Origin of the sequence: Pseudoduganella sp. LjRoot289, assembly GCF_964252925.1 — a bacterium.
Classification (GTDB): domain Bacteria; phylum Pseudomonadota; class Gammaproteobacteria; order Burkholderiales; family Burkholderiaceae_D; genus Rugamonas.
Map to the genome: position 1 here is coordinate 1478002 of NZ_CAXUPN020000001.1, position 23009 is coordinate 1501010.

Genomic DNA, 23009 nt, shown 5'->3' on the forward strand with positions numbered 1-23009 from the left:
TGCGGCCGGCTTGCCGTCCCTTAGCGTACGTTCGCCGGGGTGTCGCGGCGTTTGTCTTTGAAGAAGTTCCATGCCTCGTCGGCGAATTCGATGTCGCCGTTTTGCTCGCCCAGCAGCTTGACCACCAGCCAGGACAGGCGCCGGGAGATGCTGGGCGGCACGTGGCCGCCCTGGTCTATCTTGAGGAGTTCGAACTGCATGCGGGCGGGATCGGCGCCCCAGGTGTAGCGGGTGACCGAGGTGGGGTCGGACTTGTCGAGGTGGGGCACTTTGTCGATGCGCGGTGCGTCGGCCAGTCCGGCCAGCTCGCGCCACAGTTTCACGGACTCCTCGGCGCCCAGTCCGGAGCCGCGCCCTTTCATCAGCCAATGCCCGACTTGGCCGCCGGCGTAGGGAGCGATCTTGTCGCCGGTGCCGTGGATGGCCATCACCGGCAGCGCCGCCTGGGGCGCCGCGCAGGCGCTTTGCCTCGGCATCAGCGCACTCAGCACGGCGACCGCGGCAATGCGCGGACGCAGTTCGATGGCGGCGCGGTAGGCCATGCCGCCGCCGTTGGACGAACCGGTCACATAGACCCGCTCGGGGTCGGCGTTGAAGTCGGCGACGGCCTTGTCGATCAGGGCTTCGAGCAAGCCGGTGTCGTCGGTCTTCGGGTTGGTAGGCGCGTCGGCGCGGCAGTCGTTCCAGCCCTGCTTGCCGTCGCTGCCTTTCCAGCCGTCGGGCGCGATGACCAGCAGGTTTTCGCGGTCGGCCACGTCCAGCCAGGCGGCGGCGGGGTCGTTGATCTTGCCCCTGCCAAAACTCATCTGCGCCGAGGCGCCGTGGCCGTGCAGCAAAATCACCAGCGCCGGCTTGCCCCCTTTGCCGGCCTTGTCTGACTGCGCCAGCAGGTATTGCCGCGGCCCTTCCGGCCGCGCCAGCGTGCCGGCCGTGATGCTGGCGGCGCCGGCGGGAAAGACGGTGCCGGCGAGGGTTGCCAGGGCCAGCGCGCGTTTCAGCAGGGCGGTGATGGCCATGTTCAACTGGCGCTCATGCTGGATTCAATGTGCGGGGATGCGTGGCTGCGCAGGTCGGCGCACGCTAGTTCGAGGGCGGCCGCGACTTCGGGCAGGGAGTCGATCACCAGCTGCAACTCGCCGGCGGCGGACAGCTTTTCCAGGTCGTGGCACAGCGTGTGCAGTTCGGTGTCGCTGAGGTAGCCTGCGCTGCCTTTCAAGGCGTGAAAGGCGGCCGAGGCGGCGTGGCTTTTGCCGCTGAGTGCGGCGTTGCGCGCCACTTCGAGGCGGCGCGGCGCTTCTTCCAGGAAGGCTTGCGTAATGCGCAGCATGTGCTTGGGCGACAAGCCCGCCAGCGGCAGGATACGGATCTTTCCTGCGTCCGAGGCGCCGCCCAATCCTGGCGGCGGCGCCACGCCGAATTGATCGGCCAGTTCGGCTTCGCTGGGCGTGCCGGTGCAGCGGGGCGCGCCGGGGTTTGCGTACGGATTTGCGCCGGAACTTGTGCCGCTATTTGTGCAAGTGCTGTTGCTAGTACTTGTGCCGGTACTTGTACCAGTACTGGCACCAGTACTGCCACCAGTACTGGCACCAGTACTTGCGCAGCTGCCGGCTCCGCCGTCGGCCGCGTGCTGGTCCGGCGGTGTCGTGCCCGCCAGGCCGCCATGCGCGTGCAGCGGCGCGCTGGCGCCGCCGCCGGCCGCGGGGCGCCCGCTTGCCCCAGGCGCGCCGGGCGCTTCCAGCGTGAAGGCCGGCCACACTTCGTCGTCCTCGGCTGCGGGCGGCATCAGCGGCAGGTTGCGGCCGCGGCTGAGCAACTGGGCGATGGTTTTTTCAATCTGGTCGTACAGCATGCGCTCGTCGACCGGCTTGCTGAGGAAGCCGTCCATGCCCACCGCCAGGTAGCGTGCGCGGTCGTGGTCGCTGGCGTTGGCGGTCAGGGCGATGACGGGCACGCAGGTGTCGCGCACCCGGTAGTCCTCGCTGCCGCCGCGCCGGATCAGGCGCGCCGCCTGTTCGCCGTCCATCGACGGCATGCGGCCGTCCATCAGCACCAGGTCGTAGTCGCTGCTGCTGAGCGCCTCCAGGGATTCGATGCCGTTTTCGACCAGCACCACTTCATGTCCCATGGCTTCGAGCAGCGTGCTGATGATGATCTGGTTGGTGCGCACGTCCTCGGCGCACAGGATGCGCAGGCGGTAGGCATGGCGTTGTTCGCGCGGCGCCGGCGCCAGCTCGGCCTCGGGCGGCACGCCCAAGGCCAGCGGCAGCGAGAAGTGGAAGCACGAGCCCACGCCCGGCTCGCTGGCCACGCCGATCTCGCCGCCCATCAGTTCGACCAGCTCCTTGCAGATGGCCAGGCCCAGGCCGGTGCCGCCGTAACGCCGCGTGGTGGACATGTCGGCTTGCTCGAATTTCTGGAACAGGCGGTCCAGCGTGGCGCCGTTGATGCCGGGGCCGGTGTCGCTGATGCTGAAATTGATGATGGTCATGCCGCTCTGGCCGGGCCGGCCCGCCGCCTCGAGCCGCACTTCGCCGCGGTCGGTGAATTTGATGGCGTTGCCCAGCAGGTTGAGCAGGATCTGGCGCAGCCGGGTCGGATCGCCCAGCACGTAGCGCGGCAGGTCCAGCGCCAGTTCGGAGCGCAGCAGCAGGCTCTTGGCGTCGGCCTGGCCCTGCAGGATGCCGATCGCTTCGCTGATCAGGGTGCGCAGGTCGACGTTGATGATTTCAATCGACAGTTTGCCGGCGTCGATCTTGGAGAAGTCGAGGATGTCGTTGAGGATGGCCAGCAGCGCTTCGCTGTTCTGCAGGCCGATGCGCAGGTATTCCTCGGTGCGGCCCTGCACCGTCTGGTCGCGCAGCGCGAACTTGAGCATGCCGATCACGCCCGCCAGCGGGGTGCGGATGTCGTGGCTCATGGCGGACAGGAAGTCGATGCGGTGGCGGCTGACGATCTCGGCGTGCTCCTTGGCCTCGGTCAGCTCGGCGGTGCGCTCCTGCACGCGCTGCTCCAGGTGGTTGCGCAGCAAACGGATCTGGTCGGCCAGCGCGAAGGCCAGCAGCAGGCCGTCCAGCGTGCCGCCCAGCAGCGTAAACAGCTGGGCGTTTTCGACGGCGGCCGGGATCAGGCCGACGTTGGCCGGCAGGATCAGCAGGCCGGGCAGCATCAGCGCGACGAAGCCGAGCACGAAGAAGCGCGCCGGCTGGTAGCCGTTGCGCCAGACGATGATGCCGCTCACCAGCGCCATGGTCATCCAGATCATGATGGCGACGGTGGCCAGCGTGTGCGCATAGCTGAGGGCGAAGAAGCAGCTCGGCAGCAGCACCAGCGGCAGCACGATGTTGACCGTGCTGAGCTTGTACAGCGTGGGCGAGGTCTCGCGCAGCTGCAAAAAGGTCCGGTAGAACAGCGTGCTCAGCACCGGGAGCAGGAAGAAGGGGACGTAGTGCAGCTCGAGCATGTGCCAGCCGAACAGGTCGGCCGGCAGGTGGAAGGTCACGCCCCAGGCGACGGCGTAGCACAGCACGTACAGCGAGTAGTACAGCGGCGAGCGCTCGCGCGTATAGGTGTAGATGAAGAAGTTGAACACGGCCAGCGCCAGCAGCGCGCCGATGGAGCCGATGATGAGGAAGTTTTCGCGCGCCACCAGGCGCCGGTAGTTTTCCAGCTGGGTGACGGCGAACACCGGCTTGCGCGCGTAGTAGGGACTGGAGAAGCGGATCAGCACTTCGTAGGTCTCGCCAGGCTGCAGTTCGATGTCCTTGCCGTAATGGAGCAGGTATTCGTGCGAGGCGCGGTAGCCGGACAGCAATTGGCGCACCGAGCCGTCCGGGCCGTAGACGCGGGTTTCGATGGCGTCGATCAGCGTGTCGTTGGGATCGATGACCCAGGCGGTGTGGCGGGTGTCGTTGCGCAGGCGGGCGTGCAGCCAGTAGCCGCCGCCCAGCAAGGCGACTTCCCGGGCCGGTTTCAGCGTGGCCAGGAAGGCTGGCAGGCTGGCCGCGTCGGCGGGAAAGGCGGTGGAAGTGGCTTGGTACAGCCGGGCGTGGCGCATCAGGTCCAGCGACCCGGCGCCGGTCAGCACCGCCTGGCCGAGCCGGGTGTCGGCCAGCGGCGCGCGCGCCACCGGAGCGTCCGCCGCGCGCACGGCGGGCGCGGCCAGTATGGCAAGCGAAGTGGCAAGGGGGACGGCAAGGGATGCGGAAAACAGCAGGCGACGTAAAGCGGGGCGCGCAAAGCAGGCGGTCAGGACGATGAACAGGGCGGTGAGGCGTAAGAACATCGTGCTGGCTGTACTCATGTTGTTTGCCAAAGGCATCACGCTGAAATAGTAGAATAACGGAAACTTGCCTCATTCTAATCGACTATAAGTGGAATCCCCTATTTTGCTGATCTCTGCCGAACAAATCTTTGCCTTCCTGAGCGCCGCCATGCTGATCACCGTGTCGCCGGGGCCGGACAACTTAATGGTGCTCGGCGTGGGCATGTCGCGCGGGCGCGCCAAGGGCATGGTGTTCGGCCTGGGCTGCGCGCTGGGCTGCTTGACCCATACCGTGCTGGCGACGCTGGGCGTCAGTGCGCTGATCGCCGCGTCGCCGCTGGCGTTCACGGCACTCAAGGTGCTGGGCGGGCTGTATCTGATCTGGCTGGGCTGGGGCGCGCTGCGCAGCAAGGGCGGGGCGCGGGTGGAAGGCGCCGGCTTGCCGGACGAGTCGCTGCTGCGGCTGTTCGGCAAGGGCTTGTTCGCCAACAGCATCAATCCCAAGGTAGTGCTGTTCTTCCTGTCCTTCCTGCCGCAGTTCGTGGTGGCGGGCAATGGCCCGGTCAGCTGGCAGACCGCCCAGCTCGGACTGCTGTTCACTTTGCAGGCTTGCGTGCTGTTCGGTCTGCTGGGCTATTTCTCCGGCGCCATAGGCAAGTGGATCAACCGCAACCCGCGCGCGGGGCTGTGGATGGACCGCGCGGCAGGCACCATCTTCGTCGGGCTGGGCATCCGGCTCATCGCGGCGCGTTGATTGTTCCGTTGGTTACTCCATTGATTGTTCCATTCAGCGTTGCGACGATGTCGAAACGCAGCTCCAGCTGGTCCTGCACGGCGATGGCGCCCCCGAAGACGGCGAAGGGCGTGATGCCGAAGTCGCTCTGCTTGATGGTCAGCGCGCCGCTGGCGCTCAGGCCGGCACCCGTCGCCGTCAATTTGGCGGGAATGGCGTAGCGGCGCGTGACGCCTTGCAAGGTGATGTCGGCCTGCAAGGGGCCGTCCAGCGATGCGCTGGTGGCGCTCAGCTGCACATAGGGAAACTTTTCCGCATTGAGCGCCTTGGTCAGCATATTGCTGCGGGTGCCGGCAATCGCGTCGGCCGAAGGCGGGCTGTTCAGCCCGGCGTGCGCGCGCAGGGCGCTGTCGTCCACGATCATTTCATCGAGCCGGAAGCGGAAGTCGGTGCGGCCCGGCTGGCCGTTGGCCGGCGCCACCGCCTGGCCCTCGATGGCGCGGCTGGCCACCACGTGGTCGTGGCCGAAGCGGGCCAGCGCGCCGCCGCGCCGTACGGTGACGGCGATCAGGGAATTCCTGGCATCGATACGCAACACCTGGCGGCCTGCGGCGCGGGCCTGGTCGTAATAGTTGGCGGGCGCGGCCGGCGGCTTGGCGCCAGCCGGTGGCGCGGCGGCCGGCGGCTGGCCTGCGGGCGCCGCCGGGGCTGAGGGCCTGGCCGGCGCGGCAGGCCTGGCGCCGGGTTTGCCGGTCGAAGACGGTGAGGAGGGCGCCGCAGGGACGGCTGGCGGCGTCAGCGCGGCGGGGGCGCAAGCGCACAGCAGCAGGCACAGCAGCGCGGCCGGCAGCGCGCGCGACCGCGTTGTGGTGGCAATTGTGGAAAGCGGCCGCGGATTTTTCGCCATTGTGACTTTTCGAGAGAATTGAGGGCATTTCTTTGTATTAATCTATGCCTGACAGCACGGATTTCTGAGCAACCATACCACCGAATGACTGGCGATTGTCATTACCCGGTCATACGTTGGTGCGATCATGGTTTCACTCTCTCAAATCTCTCCCGATTTGAATCCCTTGGCCCGCAATCTAAACCATTGCGGGTTTTTTTTGCCTGAAATAATTTGTTACATGGATAAGGCCTTTATTTAATGAAGTCCTAAGCCTGCGAATGATGATCACTGGCAAAGTAACACCTGTAGCGCGCGGTCTCCCCCGTGCGCCAGGTTGCCACATCCCTTAGATGCGGCACGATATCCCCGCGCTCTGATAAAGCGTTTTGGCCGGCGCCCTCCAAAGATCGCCGGCCTTTTTTTGCCTGTCGCCTTGCCTCGTCCACCGCCGGACAAATATTTCGCTTTCGCCTACACTGTGCGATCTCCTGGAGAAAGGCAAAACCGATGATAGACCTGTACACCGCCGCCACCCCGAACGGCCACAAGATTTCCATCGCGCTCGAAGAATTGGAACTGCCCTACGAATTGCACGAACTCGACCTCGCTTCCAATGTGCAGAAAGAGGCTTGGTTCCTGGCCATCAATCCGAACGGCCGCATTCCGGCCATAGTCGACCGGGCGGCGGACAACTTCGCCGTGTTCGAGTCCGGCGCCATCCTGATCTACCTGGCCGAGAAGACCGGGCGGCTGATGCCGTCCGATCCGAGGCAGCGCTCGCAGGTGCTGCAATGGCTGATGTTCCAGATGGGCGGCATCGGTCCGATGATGGGACAGGCCAATGTCTTCCACCGCTATTTCCCGGAAAAGATCCAGGCAGCCATCGACCGCTACCAGGGCGAGAGCAAGCGCCTGTTCCGCGTGCTGGACGGCCATCTGGCGCAGCATGAGTACCTGGCGGGCGAGTACTCGATCGCCGATATCGCCAACTGGGCCTGGGTGCGCACGCACAACTGGTCCGGCGTGGACGTGGACGGCTTGCCGCACCTGCAGCGCTGGCTGGCGCTGGTGGGCGGCCGGCCCGCCGTGCAGCGCGGCATCCATCTGCCGCCGTCGAAACTGGACCGGGCCTCCAGCCCGGAAAAAGCCGAGCAGTTCGCGGCCGAAGCGCGCAAAATGCTGGAAACCGGACAATCCCGCGAGAAAGGTGTTTGATGAAACTGTATACGAGCGCACGTGCGCCGAATCCACGCCGCGTGGCCATGTTCATGGCCGAAAAAGGCATCACGCTGGACACGAAGCTGATCGACCTGGGCGCGCTGGAAAACCGCAGCCCGGCTTTCCTGGTCAAGAACCCCTTCGGCCGCGTGCCGGCGCTGGAACTGGACGACGGCCGGGTGCTGAGCGAAACGCGCGCCATTTGCTCCTACCTGGAGGGCCTGCATCCGGCCCCGAACCTGATGGGCGAGGGTTTCGAGGAGCACGCCTTCATCGAGATGGCGGACCGGCGCGTCGAGCTGCACCTGTTCGCAGGGATCGCCAACTGCGTGCGCCACACGCATCCGGGCCTGGCCGCGCTCGAGCAGCCGCAGTTCCCCGAATACGGCGCTTCGCAGGGCGAGAAGATGCGGGAGTGGACACGCTGGCTGGACCAGACCCTCGCGACGCAGCCTTACGTGGCCGGGCAGCGTTTCACCATCGCCGACATCACCGCGTTTTGCGCGATGGAATTCGCGCGCGGGCTGATGAAGTTCCGCCCCGGCGCCGAGGGGATGACGCATCTGCAAGCGTGGCGCGACCGCATCGCCGAACGCCCCAGCGCCGCGGCGGGCTGAGTCGCCTTATAGCGGCTGGCGCGCCAGCCAGGCGTCGACTTCGGGCATGCGCTCGCGCAGCACGACGCTGCGGTACTGCATGCGCGAGACGGCGGTGCTGGTGTGGCTGCGCGCGGCTGCGGCGAGGTTGGCGTCGGCCCAGGCTTTCAGCTTGTCCACCATGGCAGGGTTCAGCGAACCGCTGGCCAGGCGCGGGAAAAAGGCCGCGCGCGAGTCGGCGTCCACCAGCGCGTTGACACGCGCCAGGTTCGCCATGGCGAAGTCGAACGCCATCTCGTTGCGCTCCTCGGCCACCGAGGAGATGATGCCGGGGGCAACGGTGGCGTCGGGCTCGCCGCCGATGGCCAGCTCCAGCGCGCGCTGCGCCAGCGCCGGGTCGGACGCCTGTCCCAGCAGGCCATAGAGTTCGGCCTTTACCATGGACGACTGCTCGGCCTTGGCGGCCGCGTGCAGCTGGTCCCAGGTGGCGGCGTCCGCGTTGCGCGCCACCACGCCGAGCAGCGTGCGCCGCAGCGCGGCCGGCAAGGCGGCCTGGTCGCCGGCCAGCGATGCGGCATAGCGGCGGCGGGCTTCGGCGATCACGGTCTTGTCGCCCAGCGCACCGAGCGAGTCGATCAGCTCTTCGCGCAGGATGGCCACCGGCGCCGGTTCGCCCGCGCGGGCTTCCCAGCCGGTGCGCGCCAGTACCGGCGACAGGCGCGCGCTGGCGAAGGCGGCGAACCTGGCGCTGCGTTCCTTGTCGCCCCGGCTCAGGTAGCGCACCTCGTTGAACATGCGGGCTATCCTGCCCCACACCTGCGGCGCCGCGTCCACCGGCGTGGCCAGCGACAGGCTGAGCGCGTCCGACATCGGCTGGCGTCCCGCCATGCCGAGGGCCCAGCTGTCGGCCATCAGCCCGAGCTGGTCGATGGTCGCCAGTTTGCCGAAGTCGTTTGCCAGCGCGGCGTAGGCCTTGGGCGCGTACAAGGTGCGGTAGTAGCCGGCCTGGCCTGCGTTCACCAGGACCGGGCCGCAGCCGGGCAGCGCCAGCGTGGCTCTGCCGCCGGAGACCAGCACCCGGCTGGCGTCCTTGGCGCCCACGGTCTTGGCCAGCACCGGCACGCGCCAGGACAGGGGCCGCCTGTCCGGATGGTCCTTGCTGTATTCCCCCTGCGTCAGCGTGACGCTGGTCTTGCCGCCTTTGCAGGCGTAGTCGGACACCTGGATCTGCGGCACGCCCGGCTGCAGCGTGAAGTCGTGCGCGATGGCGCTGACCGGTTTTTTGGCGGCGCGCTCGATATGCATCCACAGCTGGTCGGTCACCGCGCTGCCGTAGGCGTTGGCCTTGATATAGCTGCGTACGCCGTCGCGCCAGGCGTCCTCCCCAACATAGTTCTCCAGCATGGTGATGACGGCGCTGCCCTTGGAATAGGTGATTTCGTCGAACGCGGCGGTGGCTTGCTCCACGGTCTGCACACGCTGCACCACCGGGTGGGTGGTGGCCAGCGCGTCGCGCTCGATGGCGCTGTTGCGGCCGGCCACCTTGCCCAAGTGCTTTTCCCACTCGGGGTGCAGGCGTTGCGTGGTACGGCCCGCCATCCAGGTGGCGAAACCTTCGTTGAGCCACAGGTCGTCCCACCAGCGCATGGTCACCAGGTCGCCGAACCACTGGTGCGCCGTTTCGTGGGCGGCGATGCCGAAAGCGCTCTGTTTGTCGGCCTCGGTGGAAATGGCCGGGTCGAGCAGCATCGCCGCTTCGAAACTCATGATGGCGCCCCAGTTCTCCATCGCGCCGAAGAACTGGCTGCGGCCGGGCGCGGCCAGGTTGTCCAGTTTGGGCAGCGGGTAAGGCTGGCCGAAGTAGCTGTTGTACTCGCGCAGCACGGCAGCCGAGGAATCGAGCACGAAGCGCGCCTGCGGCAGGCGGCCGCGCACGGTGATCACGCCCAGTTCCGTGCCGCCCTCCATGACGGTGGCGCGCTCGAAATCGCCCAGGCCGAAGAACAGCAGATAGGTGGACATGCTCGGCGAGGTGGCGAAGCGCACCAGCTTGCGCCCGCCTTCCAGTTCCTTGCTGCTGGCGACGGGCATATTGGACACGGCCATCTGGTCGGCCGGCACGGTCGCCTCGAGCGCGAAGGTGGCGCGGAAGGCCGGTTCGTCCCACGAAGGCAGCATGCGGCGCGCGTCGGCAGCCTCGAACTGGGTGTAGAGCGCACGTTTCTTGCCGCTCGGGCTGTCGTAGTTGAGCGCGAACAGGCCGGCGGCCTGGCTGCCGATCTTGCCGCTGTAATCGATGGCGAGCTGGTAGCGGCCCTTGGCCAGCGGCTGGGCGAAGCTCAGCGTGGCCGTTTGCAGTGCGGTGTCGAGCGTGATGCCGGTGGCAGCTTGCACCGGCTGGCCGGGACCGGCGGCGATGCTGGCGCCGGCGAACGCGAGGTCGCGCGCGTGCAGGGTGACGGCGGCGGTGGGCTCGAGCACTTCGATGGCGATCACCACGCGCGCGCTGAAGGTGGACGCTTGCGCGTCCGGCGTCAGCGACAGGGCGTAGTGGCTGGGGCGCACGTTGCGCGGCAGTTGGGTGGTGGCGGAACTTTCTTGGGTGCCGGCCGCTTGTGGCGGCGTGGTCTTCGTGGCCTTGGCCGCGTTGGCGGAGGGGGCGGCTACGGTGGCGAGGGCAGTGAGGGACAGGATCGCTGCGGAAATCAGGCTGCGCTGCATGTAAAGCTCCAGGACGGTTGTCGAAGGAGCAATTTATAGGGTTTGGGTGGCGCGGTCAACGTATGGATCAGGCGATGCGTCTATACCATGGCTGCAGCGGCAGCATGGGCTGGTAGAAGGCCGCCAGTTTCTCGTCTTCGTCCAGCTGGCGGTCCAGTCCCAGCGCGCCGAACGGCGCCAGGCTGGCGTGGAACAGCTGCAGCACGCGCTGGCGCAGCAGCGGGCCGAAGTCGGGCAGGGCGCGGCGGCAGACGACCAGGTTGAATTCGTTGAAGGACGCATCCGTCACCAGGTTGTACTGCGCCCAGCTGATGCGGCTGCGCAGTTGCGGCAGCAGTGTCGCGCGCCGGCCCTCGGTCTGGAAGAAGCTGGCCAGTTGCCCGGCGCCGCCGCCGCGCTGGTAGCCGGCCTGGAGCCCGGCCAGGGATTCGATCGGCAAGGAGGCGTCCAGCGCCTCGGCCAGCAGCTCGTCGCTCGGTACGGTGCAGTGGATTTCGGTGTGCGCCAGCAGGCCTTCCTCGGCCAGGATGACCGCCAGCGTCCAGGCTTGCTCGGCGCCGGCACAGTCGGCCAGCCATACTTTGGGCAGCGCCGCGCCGCGCAGGCAGGCGCCCGCCAGCTGGCGCAACTGGCGCGCTTCGTCGACGTCGTCGAACATGGCCGCCGCCTGCACGTGCAGCGCGCGCAGCACGGCGCTGGCGGCAGCGGGGTCGTGCAGCGCCTGGCCCTGCAGGGCGGACAGCGTGCGCACGCTGCGCTGCTGCATGACGGCGCGCAGCTTGCGCTTGAGCGCCGCCCGCTGGTGGCCACGGAAGTCGTAGCCGTAGCGCTGGAACAGCGCCTCCAGCAGCAGCTCCAGTTCCAGTTCCTCCACTTCGGGCAGCGCCTCGCGCCGCATGGGCGTGACATTGTTCATCTCGTTGCAGCCCTTAATGTAGGCACCTGCGCAGCCATCAGTGCAGCCATCAGTGCAGCCAAACACGCATCAGCGACAGCAGCTGCGCCACATCGACCGGCTTGGTGATGTAGTCGGAGGCGCCGGCGGCGATGCACTTGTCGCGGTCGCCTTTCATGGCTTTCGCGGTCAGCGTGATGATGGGCAGCGACTTGAACTTCGGTATGCGCCGGATCGCGCGCATGGTGTCGTAGCCGTCCATCTCCGGCATCATGATGTCCATCAGGACGATCTCGATCGACGAATCGCGCTCCAGCACCTCGATGCCGTCGCGGCCGTTCTCGGCGAAGGAGACCTGCATCTGCTGCCGCTCCAGCAGCGAGGACAGCGCGAAGATGTTGCGCAGGTCATCGTCGACGATGAGCACTTTGCGCCCGGCCAGGCCGCTGTCGGCCGCGTGGATCTCCTCCAGCATGCGGCGCTGCAGCTCCGGCAGGCTGGCCTGCGAGCGGTGCAGGAAGAGCGCGGTTTCGTCCAGCAGGCGTTCCGGCGAGCGGGCGTCCTTGATGACGATGGTCTTGGCGTAGCGCTTCAGCTTGGCCACCTCCTTGCGGTTCAGCTCTTTCGCCGTGTTGATGACGATGGGCAGGTCGCGCAGCGAAGAGTCCTTGCCGATGATGTCGAGCAGGTCGAAGCCGCTGATGTCGGGCAGCGTCAGGTCCAGCACCATGCAGTCGAAGTGCGCGTCGCGCAGCGCCTGCAGGGCCTTCTCTCCGGTGTCCACCGCCACGATGCGCAGGTCGGCGTCGCCGATCAGGTTGACGATGGCGTCGCGCTGGTGCTGCTCGTCGTCCACCACCAGCAGGCTGCGTTTGCCGCCCAGCAGGAACTTCTGGATGCGGGTGAATTCCTCGGCCAGCACATCCTTGCTGACCGGTTTGTTCAGGTAGGAGATCGCACCCTGGCGCAGCGCGCGCTCGCGCTCGCGCAGGCTGGACATCACGTGCACGGGGATGTGGCGGGTGCTCGGGTCGCGCTTCAGGCGGTCCAGCACCGTGAAGCCGTCGATGTCCGGCAAATCGATGTCGAGCAGGATGGCCGAGGGCAGGTAGTCGCGCGCCAGCGACAGCGCCGAGTCGCCCTGGTGCGTGACGATGCCCTTGAAGTTCTTCTCGCGGGCGAAGTCCAGCACCACTTTGGCGAAGCGTTCGTCGTCTTCGATGATGAGCACCGACGGATCGCCCGGCGCCACCAGGCTGCGGTCGTCTATGGTGGAGCCGTAGATGGCCAGGTCGGCTTCCTGCTCGGAGATGGACTCCACCTCCTGCACTTCCTGCACCGGCGGCATGTACACCACCTTCGGCGGCTGCGCAGGCGCGCGTGTCGGCGGCTGGCGGCTCAAGTCGTAGTTGACGAAGCCTGCCCGGTTGTAAGGGAGGAACAGGGTGAAGGTGGAGCCGCTGCCGACGACGGATTCAACGCGGATCTCCCCGCCCAGCAGGCGCGCCAGTTCGCGCGAGATCGACAGGCCCAGGCCGGTGCCGCCGTACTTGCGGGCGGTGGAACCGTCGGCCTGCTGGAACGCCTCGAAAATCAGCTGCAGCTTGTCGGACGCGATGCCGACGCCGGTATCGCTGACGGCGAAGGCCAGCACCGCGTCGGCGTGCACCAGGTTGGGGTGGTCGCTGGTCCAGCCGCTGGTCACCAGGCCTATCATCAGCGACACCTGGCCGTGGTTGGTGAACTTGAACGCGTTCGACAGCAGGTTTTTCAGCACCTGCTGCAAACGCGTGGTGTCGGTCATCACGGCCGTCGGCAGGTTCTCCGACAGTTCCACCGAGAAGCCGAGGTGCTTGGCCTCGGCCATGTGGCGGAAGGTGCGGTCGACGTAGTTGCGCAGGTTGGCGAAGCGGTATTCGGACACGTCCAGCGTCACCGTGCCGGACTCGATCTTCGACAGGTCGAGAATGTCGTTAATCAAGGTCAGCAAGTCCGAACCGGAGCCGTGGATGGTTTTCGCGAACTCCACCTGTTTGCCGGACAGATTGCCTTCCGGGTTGTCGCCCAGCTGCTGCGCCAGGATCAGCAGGGAGTTCAAGGGCGTGCGCAGCTCGTGCGACATATTGGCCAGGAACTCGGACTTGTACTTGGACGACAGCGCCAGCTGCGTGGCTTTCTCCTCCAGCGCCAGCTTGGCTTGCTCCACCTCGCGGTTTTTGCGTTCCACCTCGATGTTCTGCTCGGACAGCAGGCGCGCCTTTTCGGCCAGTTCCTGGTTGGTCTGCTGCAGTTCCTGCGCCAGCGACTGCGACTGCGTCAGCAGCGACTCGGTGCGGCTGTTCGCCTCGATGGTGTTGAGCACCACGCCGATCGATTCCATCAGCTGGTCGAGGAAGGACAAGTGGGTTTCGGTGAAACGGTCCAGCGAGGCGATCTCGATCACCGCCTTCACCTGCTGCTCGAACAGGATGGGCAGCACCACGATGTTGGTCGGCGGCGCCGCGCCCAGGCCGGACGAGACGACGATGTAGTCGCGCGGCACGTCGGTCAGCCAGATGCGGTTTTTCTCCAGCGCGCACTGGCCCACCAGGCCTTCGCCCGGCAGGAAGGAGGTCGGCAGCTTGCGGCTGGAACGGTAGCCGTAGCTGGCGATCATGCGCAGGCGGGCGTCGATTTCCTGCGAGTCCATCATGTAGAACACGCCGTGGTGGGCCGACACCAGCGGCGCCAGCTCGGACAGGATCAGCTTGGTCACGGCCTGCAAGTCGCGCTGGCCCTGCAGCAGGCGCGTGAAGCGCGCCAGGTTGGTCTTCAGCCAGTCCTGCTGCGCGTTCTTCTGCGTGGTTTCCTTCAGGTTGCGTATCATCTCGTTGATGTTGTCCTTCAGGTAGGACACCTCGCCGCGCGCCTCCACCTGGATAGAACGGGACAAGTCGCCGCGCGTCACGGCGGTCGCCACCTCGGCGATCGCCCGCACCTGGTTGGTCAGGTTGGCCGCCAGCTGGTTGACGTTCTCGGTCAAGTCCTTCCACGTGCCGGCCACGCCGGACACGTTGGCCTGGCCGCCCAGCTTGCCTTCCGTACCCACTTCGCGCGCTACCCGCGTCACTTCCGAGGCGAAGGAGGACAACTGGTCCACCATCACGTTGATGGTGTCTTTCAGTTCCAGGATCTCGCCCTTCACGTCCACCGTGATCTTCTTGGACAAGTCGCCGCGCGCCACGGCCGTGGTCACCGCCGCGATGTTGCGCACCTGGCCCGTCAGGTTGGACGCCATGAAGTTCACGTTGTCGGTCAAATCTTTCCAGGTGCCGCCGACGCCCGGCACGTAGGCCTGGCCACCCAGCTTGCCCTCGGTGCCCACTTCGCGCGCCACGCGGGTCACCTCGGACGCAAAGGAGGACAGCTGGTCCACCATCACGTTGATGGTGTTTTTCAGCTCAAGGATCTCGCCCTTCACGTCAACCGTGATCTTCTTCGACAAATCGCCGTTGGCCACGGCTGTGGTCACTTCCGCGATGTTGCGCACCTGGCCGGTCAGGTTGCCGGCCATCGAATTCACACCATCGGTCAAATCCTTCCAGGTGCCGGCCACGCCGGGCACGTTGGCCTGACCGCCCAGCCGGCCCTCGGTGCCCACCTCGCGCGCCACCCGCGTCACCTCGGAGGCGAAGGAGTTCAATTGGTCCACCATCACGTTGATGGTGTTTTTCAGCTCGAGAATTTCACCTTTCACGTCCACCGTGATCTTCTTCGACAAGTCGCCATTGGCCACGGCGGTGGTCACGTCCGCGATGTTGCGTACCTGGCCCGTCAGGTTCCCCGCCATCGAGTTCACCGAGTCGGTCAAGTCCTTCCATGTGCCGGCCACGCCTTTCACCTGCGCCTGGCCGCCCAGCTTGCCCTCGGTACCGACCTCGCGCGCCACCCGCGTCACTTCGGACGCGAAGGAGGACAACTGGTCCACCATCACGTTGATGGTGTTCTTCAATTCCAGGATCTCGCCCTTCACGTCCACCGTGATCTTCTTCGACAAGTCGCCGTTCGCCACGGCGGTGGTCACCGCCGCGATGTTGCGCACCTGGCCCGTCAGGTTCGAGGCCATGAAGTTCACATTGTCGGTCAAGTCCTTCCAGGTGCCGCCGACGCCCGGCACGTAAGCCTGGCCGCCCAATTTCCCCTCGGTGCCCACTTCGCGCGCCACGCGCGTCACTTCGGAGGCGAAGGAGCGCAGCTGGTCCACCATCACGTTGATGGTGTCTTTCAATTGCAAGATCTCGCCGCGCACGTCCACCGTGATCTTTTTCGACAAGTCGCCGTTGGCCACGGCGGTGGTCACTTCGGCGATGTTGCGCACCTGGGAAGTCAGGTTGCCGGCCATCGAGTTCACCGAGTCGGTCAAGTCCTTCCACGTGCCGGCCACGCCCTTCACCTGCGCCTGGCCGCCCAGTTTGCCCTCGGTGCCGACCTCGCGCGCCACGCGCGTCACTTCGGAAGAGAACGAGGACAGCTGCTCGACCATGGTGTTGGCGGTGGTTGCCGCGCGCAGGTACTGGCCCTTCAGCGGGTGGCCGTCGACCTCCAGCGCCATGGTCTGCGACAGGTCGCCCTTGGCCACGGCGCCGATCACGCGCGCCATTTCGGTGGTCGGGCGCACCAGATCGTCGATCAGGGTATTGACCGAGCTGATGATGGTCTGCCAGCCGCCCACCACGTTGGGCACCGAGGCGCGCTGCGTCAGCCGGCCCTCGCGGCCCACCACGCGGCTCACGTCGGTGACCGCGCGCACCATCTTGTCCTTGGTTTCGATGATTTCGTTCAGGGTGTCGGCGATCTTGCCGGCCATGCCGGTCCAGTCGGATGGCATGCGCGCTGTGAAGTCTCCCTTTTTCAGCGCCATCAAGGTCTGCAGCAGCAGCTTGACGTCCAGTTCCTCGGCAAAGTCGGTCATGTTGTTCATTGGAGAAATATCCTCGACAGGGGTGATGGACTCGGAACGTAAAAGATTACTCTGCTACGGCACCGAGTCAAGCAAATGTTATTGAAAGCAACACGCTGTAAATGTGTCTAGTTTAGCAATTGGGCAATGTCATGGGCAACTATTTGCCGAAGATAAGACTTTTCGACTTTCCGCCGCGCACGATTCACTGTGGCAACGGCCGCAGCCCTGGAGGCTGATGTGGCGTTGGGAGATTTTTTCCGGCAGGCAATCCAGTATTCTCGTGTTGCCAGCCGCCCAGACACGGCGGGCGCCTGCGCGCTCATGTGGACCGCGGCAGTAACTGGCGGAGTGGAAACAGCCCTTCCATGTCATCGCTTCCGTGACTAAAATTCACAGTGGAGCACAGGGCATGGCGCGGTGATACGCAGCTTGATCTCGCAGGGAACGGCAGAGACACCATCTTCAGCTTGTTATTCGATGACCGGAAAGCCACGATGTTCTTGTATCCAAGGAAAAGCAGCATAAAGAAGTGGGCGACCTGGCTGCTTGCCATCGTCCTTGGGCTCTGTACTATTCCCGGCAATGCGCAGCAAGTTGTGAAAGTCGGCGGCTATGATTTCCCACCATTCGTCGATAAGACGGGTGGCACCAGCCTGACCTTCGATCTTATTGCTGCCCTGAATGCATTTCAGAAAAAGTATATTTTTGAATTTGTCGAGACCTCATCCAAGCGCCGATTTATCAACTTCGACGAGAAAAAATATGACCTGATTTTTTTCGAAGCCTTGGACTGGGGTTGGCAGGGCCGGGAGATCGAGGCGTCCGATGTGATCATGCAGGGAGGCGCGGTCTACATTACGCGGGCGGAAAAATACAAAGACCAGCGTTATTTTGATGACTTCAAAGGAAAAACCATCTGGGGGATACTCGGCTATCACTACGGATTCGCGAACTTTAACGCGGACCTTGACTATCTGAAGAAGACCTTCAACGCGCACATGACAACATCGCAGGAGGGCCTTGTCGAGGCGGCAGTCACCGGACGCGCAGATATTTCAGTCGTGGTGAATGAGTACTTGCAGGTTTACCTGGCCAAGCATCCGGAGGTGCAAAAGAAAATTCTCGTCTCGAAAAAATTCGATGCCGTAAATTCGTACACCATCCTTGTCCGAAAAGGCATCAACCCCGATGTCGCCGAAATCAACAAGCTCCTGTCGGAGATGGAAAATGCCGGTGTACTTAAAAGACTCTGGGGGAAATACAAGCTGAAATGAGCGGCTTGCTGTACCCACGATCAAGCTTAGCTCAGCTGTTTCAGCAGGAAAGAGTAGGTCAGCGACCACATCATCGCTTGCTGATCGTTGTTGGCCGCGCCGGCGTGGCCGCCTTCGGTGTTTTCCCAGTACAGCACGTCGTGCCCCTGTTCCTGCATCAGCGCCGCCATCTTGCGGGCGTGGCCGGGATGGACGCGGTCGTCGCGGGTGGACGTGGTGAACAGGATGCGCGGATAGCGCTTGGCGGCGCTGACGTTCTGGTAAGGCGAATAGCGGCTGATATAGCCCCACTGGGCCGGGTCGTCCGGATCGCCGTATTCGCCCATCCACGAGGCGCCGGCCAGCAACTGGTGGTAGCGCTTCATGTCCAGCAGCGGCACCTGGCACACGACGGCGTTGAACAACTCCGGCCGCTGCGCCATGACGGCGCCCACCAGCAGGCCGCCGTTGCTGCCGCCCATGATGCCGAGGTGGCGCGGGCTGCTCAGGCCGCGCGCGCCCAAGTCTTCGGCGACGGCGATGAAGTCGTCGAAGGCGCGCTGGCGGTGCTCCTTGAGCGCCGCCTGGTGCCAGCGCGGGCCGAATTCGCCGCCGCCACGGATGTTGGCCAGCACGTAGATCCCGCCTCGCTCCAGCCAGGCCGAGCCGGTCACCGCGCTGTAGAAGGGCTTCAGCGACACTTCGAAACCGCCATAGCCGTACAGCAGCGCGGGACGCGGCGCGCCCGCGCCGGCATCTTTGCCGGTGACGACGAAATAGGGCACGGCGGTGCCGTCGCTGGAGGTCGCCTGGAATTGCTGCACGGTGCAGGGCGCGGCGTCGAAAAAGGCGGGCAGGGACTTCAGCTGCGCGCGCTGGTCGCTGCCTGCCTCGGCCAGGTAAAGCGTGGTCGGCGTCAGGAAGTCGGTGACGGAGAGGAAGTATTGATCGCTGTCGATGCTGTCGAGCGCGCTCACGTCCAGCGTGCCGAAGGCGGGCGCGTCCACTGTGCGGCGCTGCCAGGCACCGTCCACGTGGCGCAACTCGGTGATGCGGTTCTTTACGTTGTCCAGTTCGTTCAGCAGCAGCGCCGAGCGCGTGGCGCTGACGCCGTCCAGCGAGCTGGTGGGCGTCGGTGCGAACAGCACGGCCAGTTCGCGCCCGCCCTGCATGAAGCGGCGGAAGTCGGCCGCCAGCAGCGCGCCTTGCGGATAGCTGCGGCCATCCACCGTCCATTCCGACCGCAGTTCGATGATGAGCTGGTCGCGCACCGTGTAGGCGGTGGCGTCGTCCGGCTTGTCGACCTTGGTCAACTGCACGCCTTCGCGCAGATACAGCTCGTTGCTGTAAAAGCTCATCGAGCGCCAGATCAGCTGGAATTCATGGCCGGGCGTGAAGTCTTTGGCTGCGCCCACGGCCAGGTCGTCCGCATCTCCCTCGAACACGGTGGCCGCCAGGTCCAGCGGCGTGCCGCGTTTCCATTCCTTGACGATGCGCGGATAGCCCGAGCTGGTCATCGATCCGGGACCGAAATCGGTGGCGACGAAGAGGGTGTCGCGGTCTATCCACGCGCTGCGGGCTTTCGCTTCGGGCAGGATGAAGCCGTCCGCCACGAAGCTGCGCGTGGCGACGTCGTATTCGCGCAGCACATGGGCGTCGCCGCCGCCGCGCGAGAGCGACAGCAGGCAGCGTTCCTCGTGGTGCAGGAAGCTGGCGCCGGCCCAGACCCAGTTCTCGCCCTCGTCGGCGGCCAGGCGGTCGACGTCGACGATGGTGTCCCAGCGCGGTTCGGCCAGCAGGAACTGTTCGGGTGTGGTGCGGCGCCAGATGCCGCGCACATGCGTGGCGTCGCGCCAGAAATTGTAATAGTAGCCACAGTGCAGGCTGACGTAGGGAATGCGGTCCTGCGAATTGAGGATGGTTTTCAGACGCGCATGCAGCGCCGGAAACTGCGGCAGTGTCTCCAGTTCGGCGCTGGCGGCCGCGTTCTGCCGCCGCACCCAGTCCAGCGGCGCGTCGCCGGCCACGTCCTCCAGCCAGAGGTGGGGGTCGCCGGGATCGGCAACGTCAGCGGCGGCAAGGTCAACATTCAGGTCGGCGGGCATGCAAGTCTCCAGGGCGGACAGTGGGTTGATCCGCCTATTGTGACATGCCGGCCCGGATTATTGTTGCGTCACCCGTACCGGCGCGAGTCCGGCGAAGTGCAGCGCGAACCAGTTTGTGGCGAGCCCGGCAACGACTTCCAGCGTGCCCGTTTCTTCGAAGAGGTGGCTTGCGCCGGGAACGATGTCGAGCCGCTTCTCGCAGCGCAGGGCGGCGCAGGCCGACTGGTTCAGCTCGATCACGCCGCCGTCCAGGCCGCCGACGATCAACAGCGTCGGCGCGAGCACCTTGGCCAGCGCCTGCTCGCCGGCCAGGTCTGGCCGGCCGCCGCGCGACACCAGGGCGGCGATGCCGGGCCCGCGCATGGCAGCCAGCTGGAGCGCCGCCGCCGCGCCCGTGCTGGCACCGAACAGGCCGAGCGGCAGCGCCGCGCTGGCGGCGTGCTGCCCCAGCCATTCGGCTGCGATATCGAGCCGCTCGGTCAGCAGGGCGATATTGAACCGGGTCTGGTATTGCTGGTCTTCCTGCTGCGTGAGCAAATCGAGCAGCAAGGTGCCCATGCCGGCCTTGCGCAGTTCGCCGGCCACGTAGTTGTTGCGGGGACTTAAGCGGCTGCTGCCGCTGCCGTGCGCGAACAGGACCACGCCGACCGGATCGTCCGGCAGGTCGAGCATGCCTTCCATGCGGGCGGGGCCGGCATCGATGCCGATCAACTCACTGCGCGCCAATGTCATGCCTGCCTCCGTGGCTTGCCGGGGCGGCGGCTGCGGCGGGCCGGGACAGCCGCGCACGCCGCTGCTGCGCGTAGCGGGCCTGTTCGAGCAGATCGCCCACTTCGGCGTCGCTGGTCTGGTCGAAATCCTTGTACCACAGGCCCACCGCATAAAACGGGTCGGGCGTGCGCACGCATAGCATCTCGTCGACTTCTGCGGCGAGTTCGCGGCAGGCATCGGGCGCGGCGACAGGCGCGGCCGCCACCATGCGCGCCGGTTGCGCCAGGCGCAGCACGTGCACGGCAGCCAGCATGGTGGAGCCGGTAGCCAGGCCATCGTCGACCAGGATGGCGACCCGGCCCCGCAACTGCGGCGGCGCAAGGCCGGCGCGGTACAGCTTTTCGCGCCGTTCAATCTCCTTGAGTTCGCGTTGCACGATCAGTTCGACCACCGGCGGTGCAATCTCGAGCGTGTCGACCACGTCCTTTTGCACCACATACAGGCCGCCGCTGGCCACCGCGCCGAAGGCGTACTCCTCGTGCCCCGGCACGCCGAGCTTGCGCACCAGCAGGATGTCGAGCGGCACCTGCAGCGCGCGCGCGACGGCGAAGCCGACCGGAACGCCGCCGCGCGGCAAGGCCAGCACGGTAACGTCGGTGCGCCCGGCGTAGTGGCTCAAACGCTGCGCCAGTTGTACGCCAGCGTCCAGCCGATTCTCAAAACGTTCCAGTTTAGCCATGTCAGCATCCTCCGGCCCCGGCCCCGGCCCGCCTATGCCAACAGGGCTGGCGGGCGAGTGCTCATGTAGGCCACGCAGGTGAAATCATCGCTTTGAATTTTAGGCTAACATGGATTTTCCCGTCGTTCCGGAGGTGGATATGGCAATGGCGCGCGGGAATGACATGAATTGGAATTTTTCCAGATTCGCTATTGTTGCGTCACCCACACGGGAGCGGACCACAGCAGCGTGCCGTCGTCCTGGGTGATGCGCGCGTAATAGAAATGCTCGCCCGGCGCCGGCGTGATGGTGGTGCTGGCAGCGGCGCCGGGCAGGGCGGCGGCGGAACCGGCCCTGCCCGGCACGCCTTCCATGATGGCCAGCGCCGCCACCTGCTTGCCCGCCGCGTTGGCGTGGCGTACTTCCAGCGTCAGCGGGCCGCTGTTGCTGAAGCGTTCGCCCATCAGGTGGCCGTTGGCGGTGAACACGATCTGGGCCTGCTTGTCCATGGTGGCGAACACGCGGCGGGCGCGGATGGCGTCGAGGAAACTGGCGGACGACAGTGCCGCGCTGTCCGGTATCAGCACCGCCGTGCGGTTGGTGTAGGACATGCCCCAGTTGGCGCAGTGGTTGTCCTGGTTGCTGGCGAAGGCGAGGTGATAGCCGGCCTCCAGCATGCGCTTGCACGTTTCCTCGTAATTGCTGCGGCGTCCTTCCGTCTCCGTGGTGTTGATGGAAAAGGCGTTGCTGTTCATGACTTCGCACAAGGCCATGGCGGCGTCGCCGTCTTCCGTGTAGCCCAGCGGCTTGCCGGCCGCGCGGAACTGGCCGGCTTTCGGATGGTTGAACTGGCCGATCCAGCCGCGCCCGCGCATCAGCGTGTACAAGGCGCCGTAGTCGCCCTTGGCGGTGGCCGTGTCGGCCAGCAGCGCGCCGCCGGTATTGCGTTCCCATCCCAGCAGCTCGCCGCTGTTCAGGATGTTCAGGTGGCCGCCGTTGCTGATCACGCCCCATTCCATGCCGTAGAGCGCGAGGAAATCCGGGTGCGCGGCCGTGTAGGCGGCCGCCGCCGACAGCCCGCCGTGGTACAGCGCCTTGGCCTGCGCCGGATCGGCGGCCGCGTTCGTGCCTTCGGAGCCGTCGTACATGTGGTTGTGCTCGGACGTCATCAGGAAATCCAGGCCATGGCGGCGGGCATAGTCGAATGCGTCCTCGGGGCCGAAGGGCGCGCTTTGCGGCTCCTGCGCGCCATGGCAATCGTTGAGCGCGCCGCCGCCGTCGCTATGGCTGCTTTGACTGTGCAGGTTGCCGTAGTAGACGGTGTAGGGCAGCCCGTCCGTGGCCTCCGCAAGCGGGGCGCGGGGCACGGCGCCCGGTTCCGGCGTGGCGGCCGCGCGGCGCAGCGTGGCCAGCGGCCGGAACTGCGGCAAGGCCAGCGCGGGCGGCGTGCCGACGGGCACGTCCCAGGTTTGTAAAATGACATCGTGCGCGCGGCCCGTGCCTGCTTCGGCGCGTAGCCGCAACTGGTAGACGCCACTGGTCAACGGCGCCGCCATGCGCCCGGGCCGCTGCGGCGCGCAGCAGGTCACGCTGGCGCTGGCTACCCCGGAGGCGCCGGCGGATGCATTTGCGGCAACGTCCGGCGCCAGCCGCGTGGTGGCTGCGCCACGCCAGCGCCGCACGGTCAGCCCTGCCGGATTGCGCAGCTCCAGGCGCCAGGCGACCCGGTTTCCCATGTCGCGCGGCAGCGTGAAGTGCAGCTTGATAGTCTCGGCGGCCATGGCGGCGCCGGCGTCCGCGCCCGGGCTGGCGCGGCCGCCGGCCAGGCTGGCTGGCGGCTCCAGCACCGCCTCGAACTCGGCGTGTTCGCGCTGGGCGGCCGCACACGGGCCTATCCACACGAGCCCGCCAACGAGTACCATCACGGATGGTCCAGAATAGATGTGCATGATCTCCTCCTGCTCAGT

The 23009-nt window shown here is 66.0% G+C and carries 14 protein-coding genes; 4 read left to right on the forward strand and 10 right to left on the reverse strand.

Annotated elements, in window-relative coordinates; all coding sequences use genetic code 11:
• Positions 1 to 20: 20 nt before the first annotated feature.
• Together ACSQ8Y_RS06460 and ACSQ8Y_RS06465 are read right to left on the reverse strand one after the other, a co-directional pair.
• On the reverse strand, positions 21 to 1016 hold the full coding sequence (locus tag ACSQ8Y_RS06460) for an alpha/beta hydrolase family esterase (protein ID WP_436269767.1): 996 nt from the start codon (positions 1014 to 1016) through the stop codon (positions 21 to 23).
• Positions 1017 to 1018: 2 nt separating this feature from the next.
• The gene (locus ACSQ8Y_RS06465) at positions 1019 to 4300 is read right to left on the reverse strand and encodes a 7TM diverse intracellular signaling domain-containing protein (protein WP_436265632.1); all 3282 of its coding nucleotides are present in this window, start codon (positions 4298 to 4300) and stop codon (positions 1019 to 1021) included.
• Between the two features lie 130 nt (positions 4301 to 4430).
• On the opposite strand from ACSQ8Y_RS06465, the gene ACSQ8Y_RS06470 reads away from it, so the two are divergent.
• Complete coding sequence (locus tag ACSQ8Y_RS06470; RefSeq protein ID WP_436269768.1) at positions 4431 to 5015, forward strand: LysE family translocator; 585 nt, start codon at positions 4431 to 4433, stop codon at positions 5013 to 5015.
• Here ACSQ8Y_RS06470 and ACSQ8Y_RS06475 read toward each other — a convergent pair.
• Positions 4999 to 5901, reverse strand: a complete 903-nt coding sequence (locus ACSQ8Y_RS06475; RefSeq protein ID WP_436265633.1) for a YceI family protein — start codon at positions 5899 to 5901, stop codon at positions 4999 to 5001. The two genes, ACSQ8Y_RS06470 and ACSQ8Y_RS06475, sit on opposite strands and share 17 nt — an antisense overlap.
• 489 nt (positions 5902 to 6390) lie before the next feature.
• Between ACSQ8Y_RS06475 and ACSQ8Y_RS06480 the strand changes: the two genes are divergently transcribed.
• Positions 6391 to 7098 carry a glutathione S-transferase family protein gene (locus tag ACSQ8Y_RS06480; protein WP_436265634.1) on the forward strand — a complete coding sequence of 236 codons (708 nt, stop codon included), beginning with the start codon at positions 6391 to 6393 and terminating at the stop codon, positions 7096 to 7098.
• Positions 7098 to 7718, forward strand: a complete 621-nt coding sequence (locus tag ACSQ8Y_RS06485) for a glutathione S-transferase family protein (protein WP_436265635.1) — start codon at positions 7098 to 7100, stop codon at positions 7716 to 7718. The genes ACSQ8Y_RS06480 and ACSQ8Y_RS06485 overlap by 1 nt, the downstream gene beginning before the upstream one ends.
• Before the next feature lie 6 nt (positions 7719 to 7724).
• Here ACSQ8Y_RS06485 and ACSQ8Y_RS06490 read toward each other — a convergent pair whose 3' ends face one another.
• The 3 genes from ACSQ8Y_RS06490 to ACSQ8Y_RS06500 all read right to left on the reverse strand — a co-directional run bounded on the left by ACSQ8Y_RS06490 (position 7725) and on the right by ACSQ8Y_RS06500 (position 16273).
• Positions 7725 to 10418, reverse strand: coding sequence for a M1 family metallopeptidase (locus tag ACSQ8Y_RS06490; protein WP_436265636.1), 2694 nt, complete (start codon positions 10416 to 10418; stop codon positions 7725 to 7727).
• Positions 10419 to 10485: 67 nt separating this feature from the next.
• Positions 10486 to 11334, reverse strand: a complete 849-nt coding sequence (locus ACSQ8Y_RS06495; protein WP_436265637.1) for a CheR family methyltransferase — start codon at positions 11332 to 11334, stop codon at positions 10486 to 10488.
• Positions 11335 to 11383: 49 nt separating this feature from the next.
• The gene (locus ACSQ8Y_RS06500; RefSeq protein ID WP_436265638.1) at positions 11384 to 16273 is read right to left on the reverse strand and encodes a HAMP domain-containing protein; all 4890 of its coding nucleotides are present in this window, start codon (positions 16271 to 16273) and stop codon (positions 11384 to 11386) included.
• A gap of 476 nt (positions 16274 to 16749) precedes the next feature.
• On the opposite strand from ACSQ8Y_RS06500, the gene ACSQ8Y_RS06505 reads away from it, so the two are divergent.
• The gene (locus tag ACSQ8Y_RS06505) at positions 16750 to 17529 is read left to right on the forward strand and encodes a substrate-binding periplasmic protein (RefSeq protein WP_436265639.1); all 780 of its coding nucleotides are present in this window, start codon (positions 16750 to 16752) and stop codon (positions 17527 to 17529) included.
• 26 nt (positions 17530 to 17555) lie between these two features.
• Here the strand turns inward: ACSQ8Y_RS06505 and ACSQ8Y_RS06510 are convergent, their stop codons facing one another.
• The 4 genes from ACSQ8Y_RS06510 to ACSQ8Y_RS06525 all read right to left on the reverse strand — a co-directional run bounded on the left by ACSQ8Y_RS06510 (position 17556) and on the right by ACSQ8Y_RS06525 (position 22991).
• A complete protein-coding gene (locus ACSQ8Y_RS06510) occupies positions 17556 to 19613 on the reverse strand; it encodes a prolyl oligopeptidase family serine peptidase (protein ID WP_436265640.1) in 2058 nt (685 codons plus the stop codon).
• Positions 19614 to 19670: 57 nt separating this feature from the next.
• On the reverse strand, positions 19671 to 20345 hold the full coding sequence (locus tag ACSQ8Y_RS06515) for a dienelactone hydrolase family protein (RefSeq protein ID WP_436265641.1): 675 nt from the start codon (positions 20343 to 20345) through the stop codon (positions 19671 to 19673).
• Positions 20326 to 21063, reverse strand: a complete 738-nt coding sequence (locus ACSQ8Y_RS06520; RefSeq protein WP_436265642.1) for a phosphoribosyltransferase — start codon at positions 21061 to 21063, stop codon at positions 20326 to 20328. The genes ACSQ8Y_RS06515 and ACSQ8Y_RS06520 overlap by 20 nt, the downstream gene beginning before the upstream one ends.
• A 188-nt stretch (positions 21064 to 21251) precedes the next feature.
• Positions 21252 to 22991: a CehA/McbA family metallohydrolase gene (locus tag ACSQ8Y_RS06525; RefSeq protein WP_436265643.1), complete on the reverse strand. Its 1740-nt coding sequence runs from the start codon at positions 22989 to 22991 to the stop codon at positions 21252 to 21254.
• Positions 22992 to 23009 lie beyond the last annotated feature (18 nt).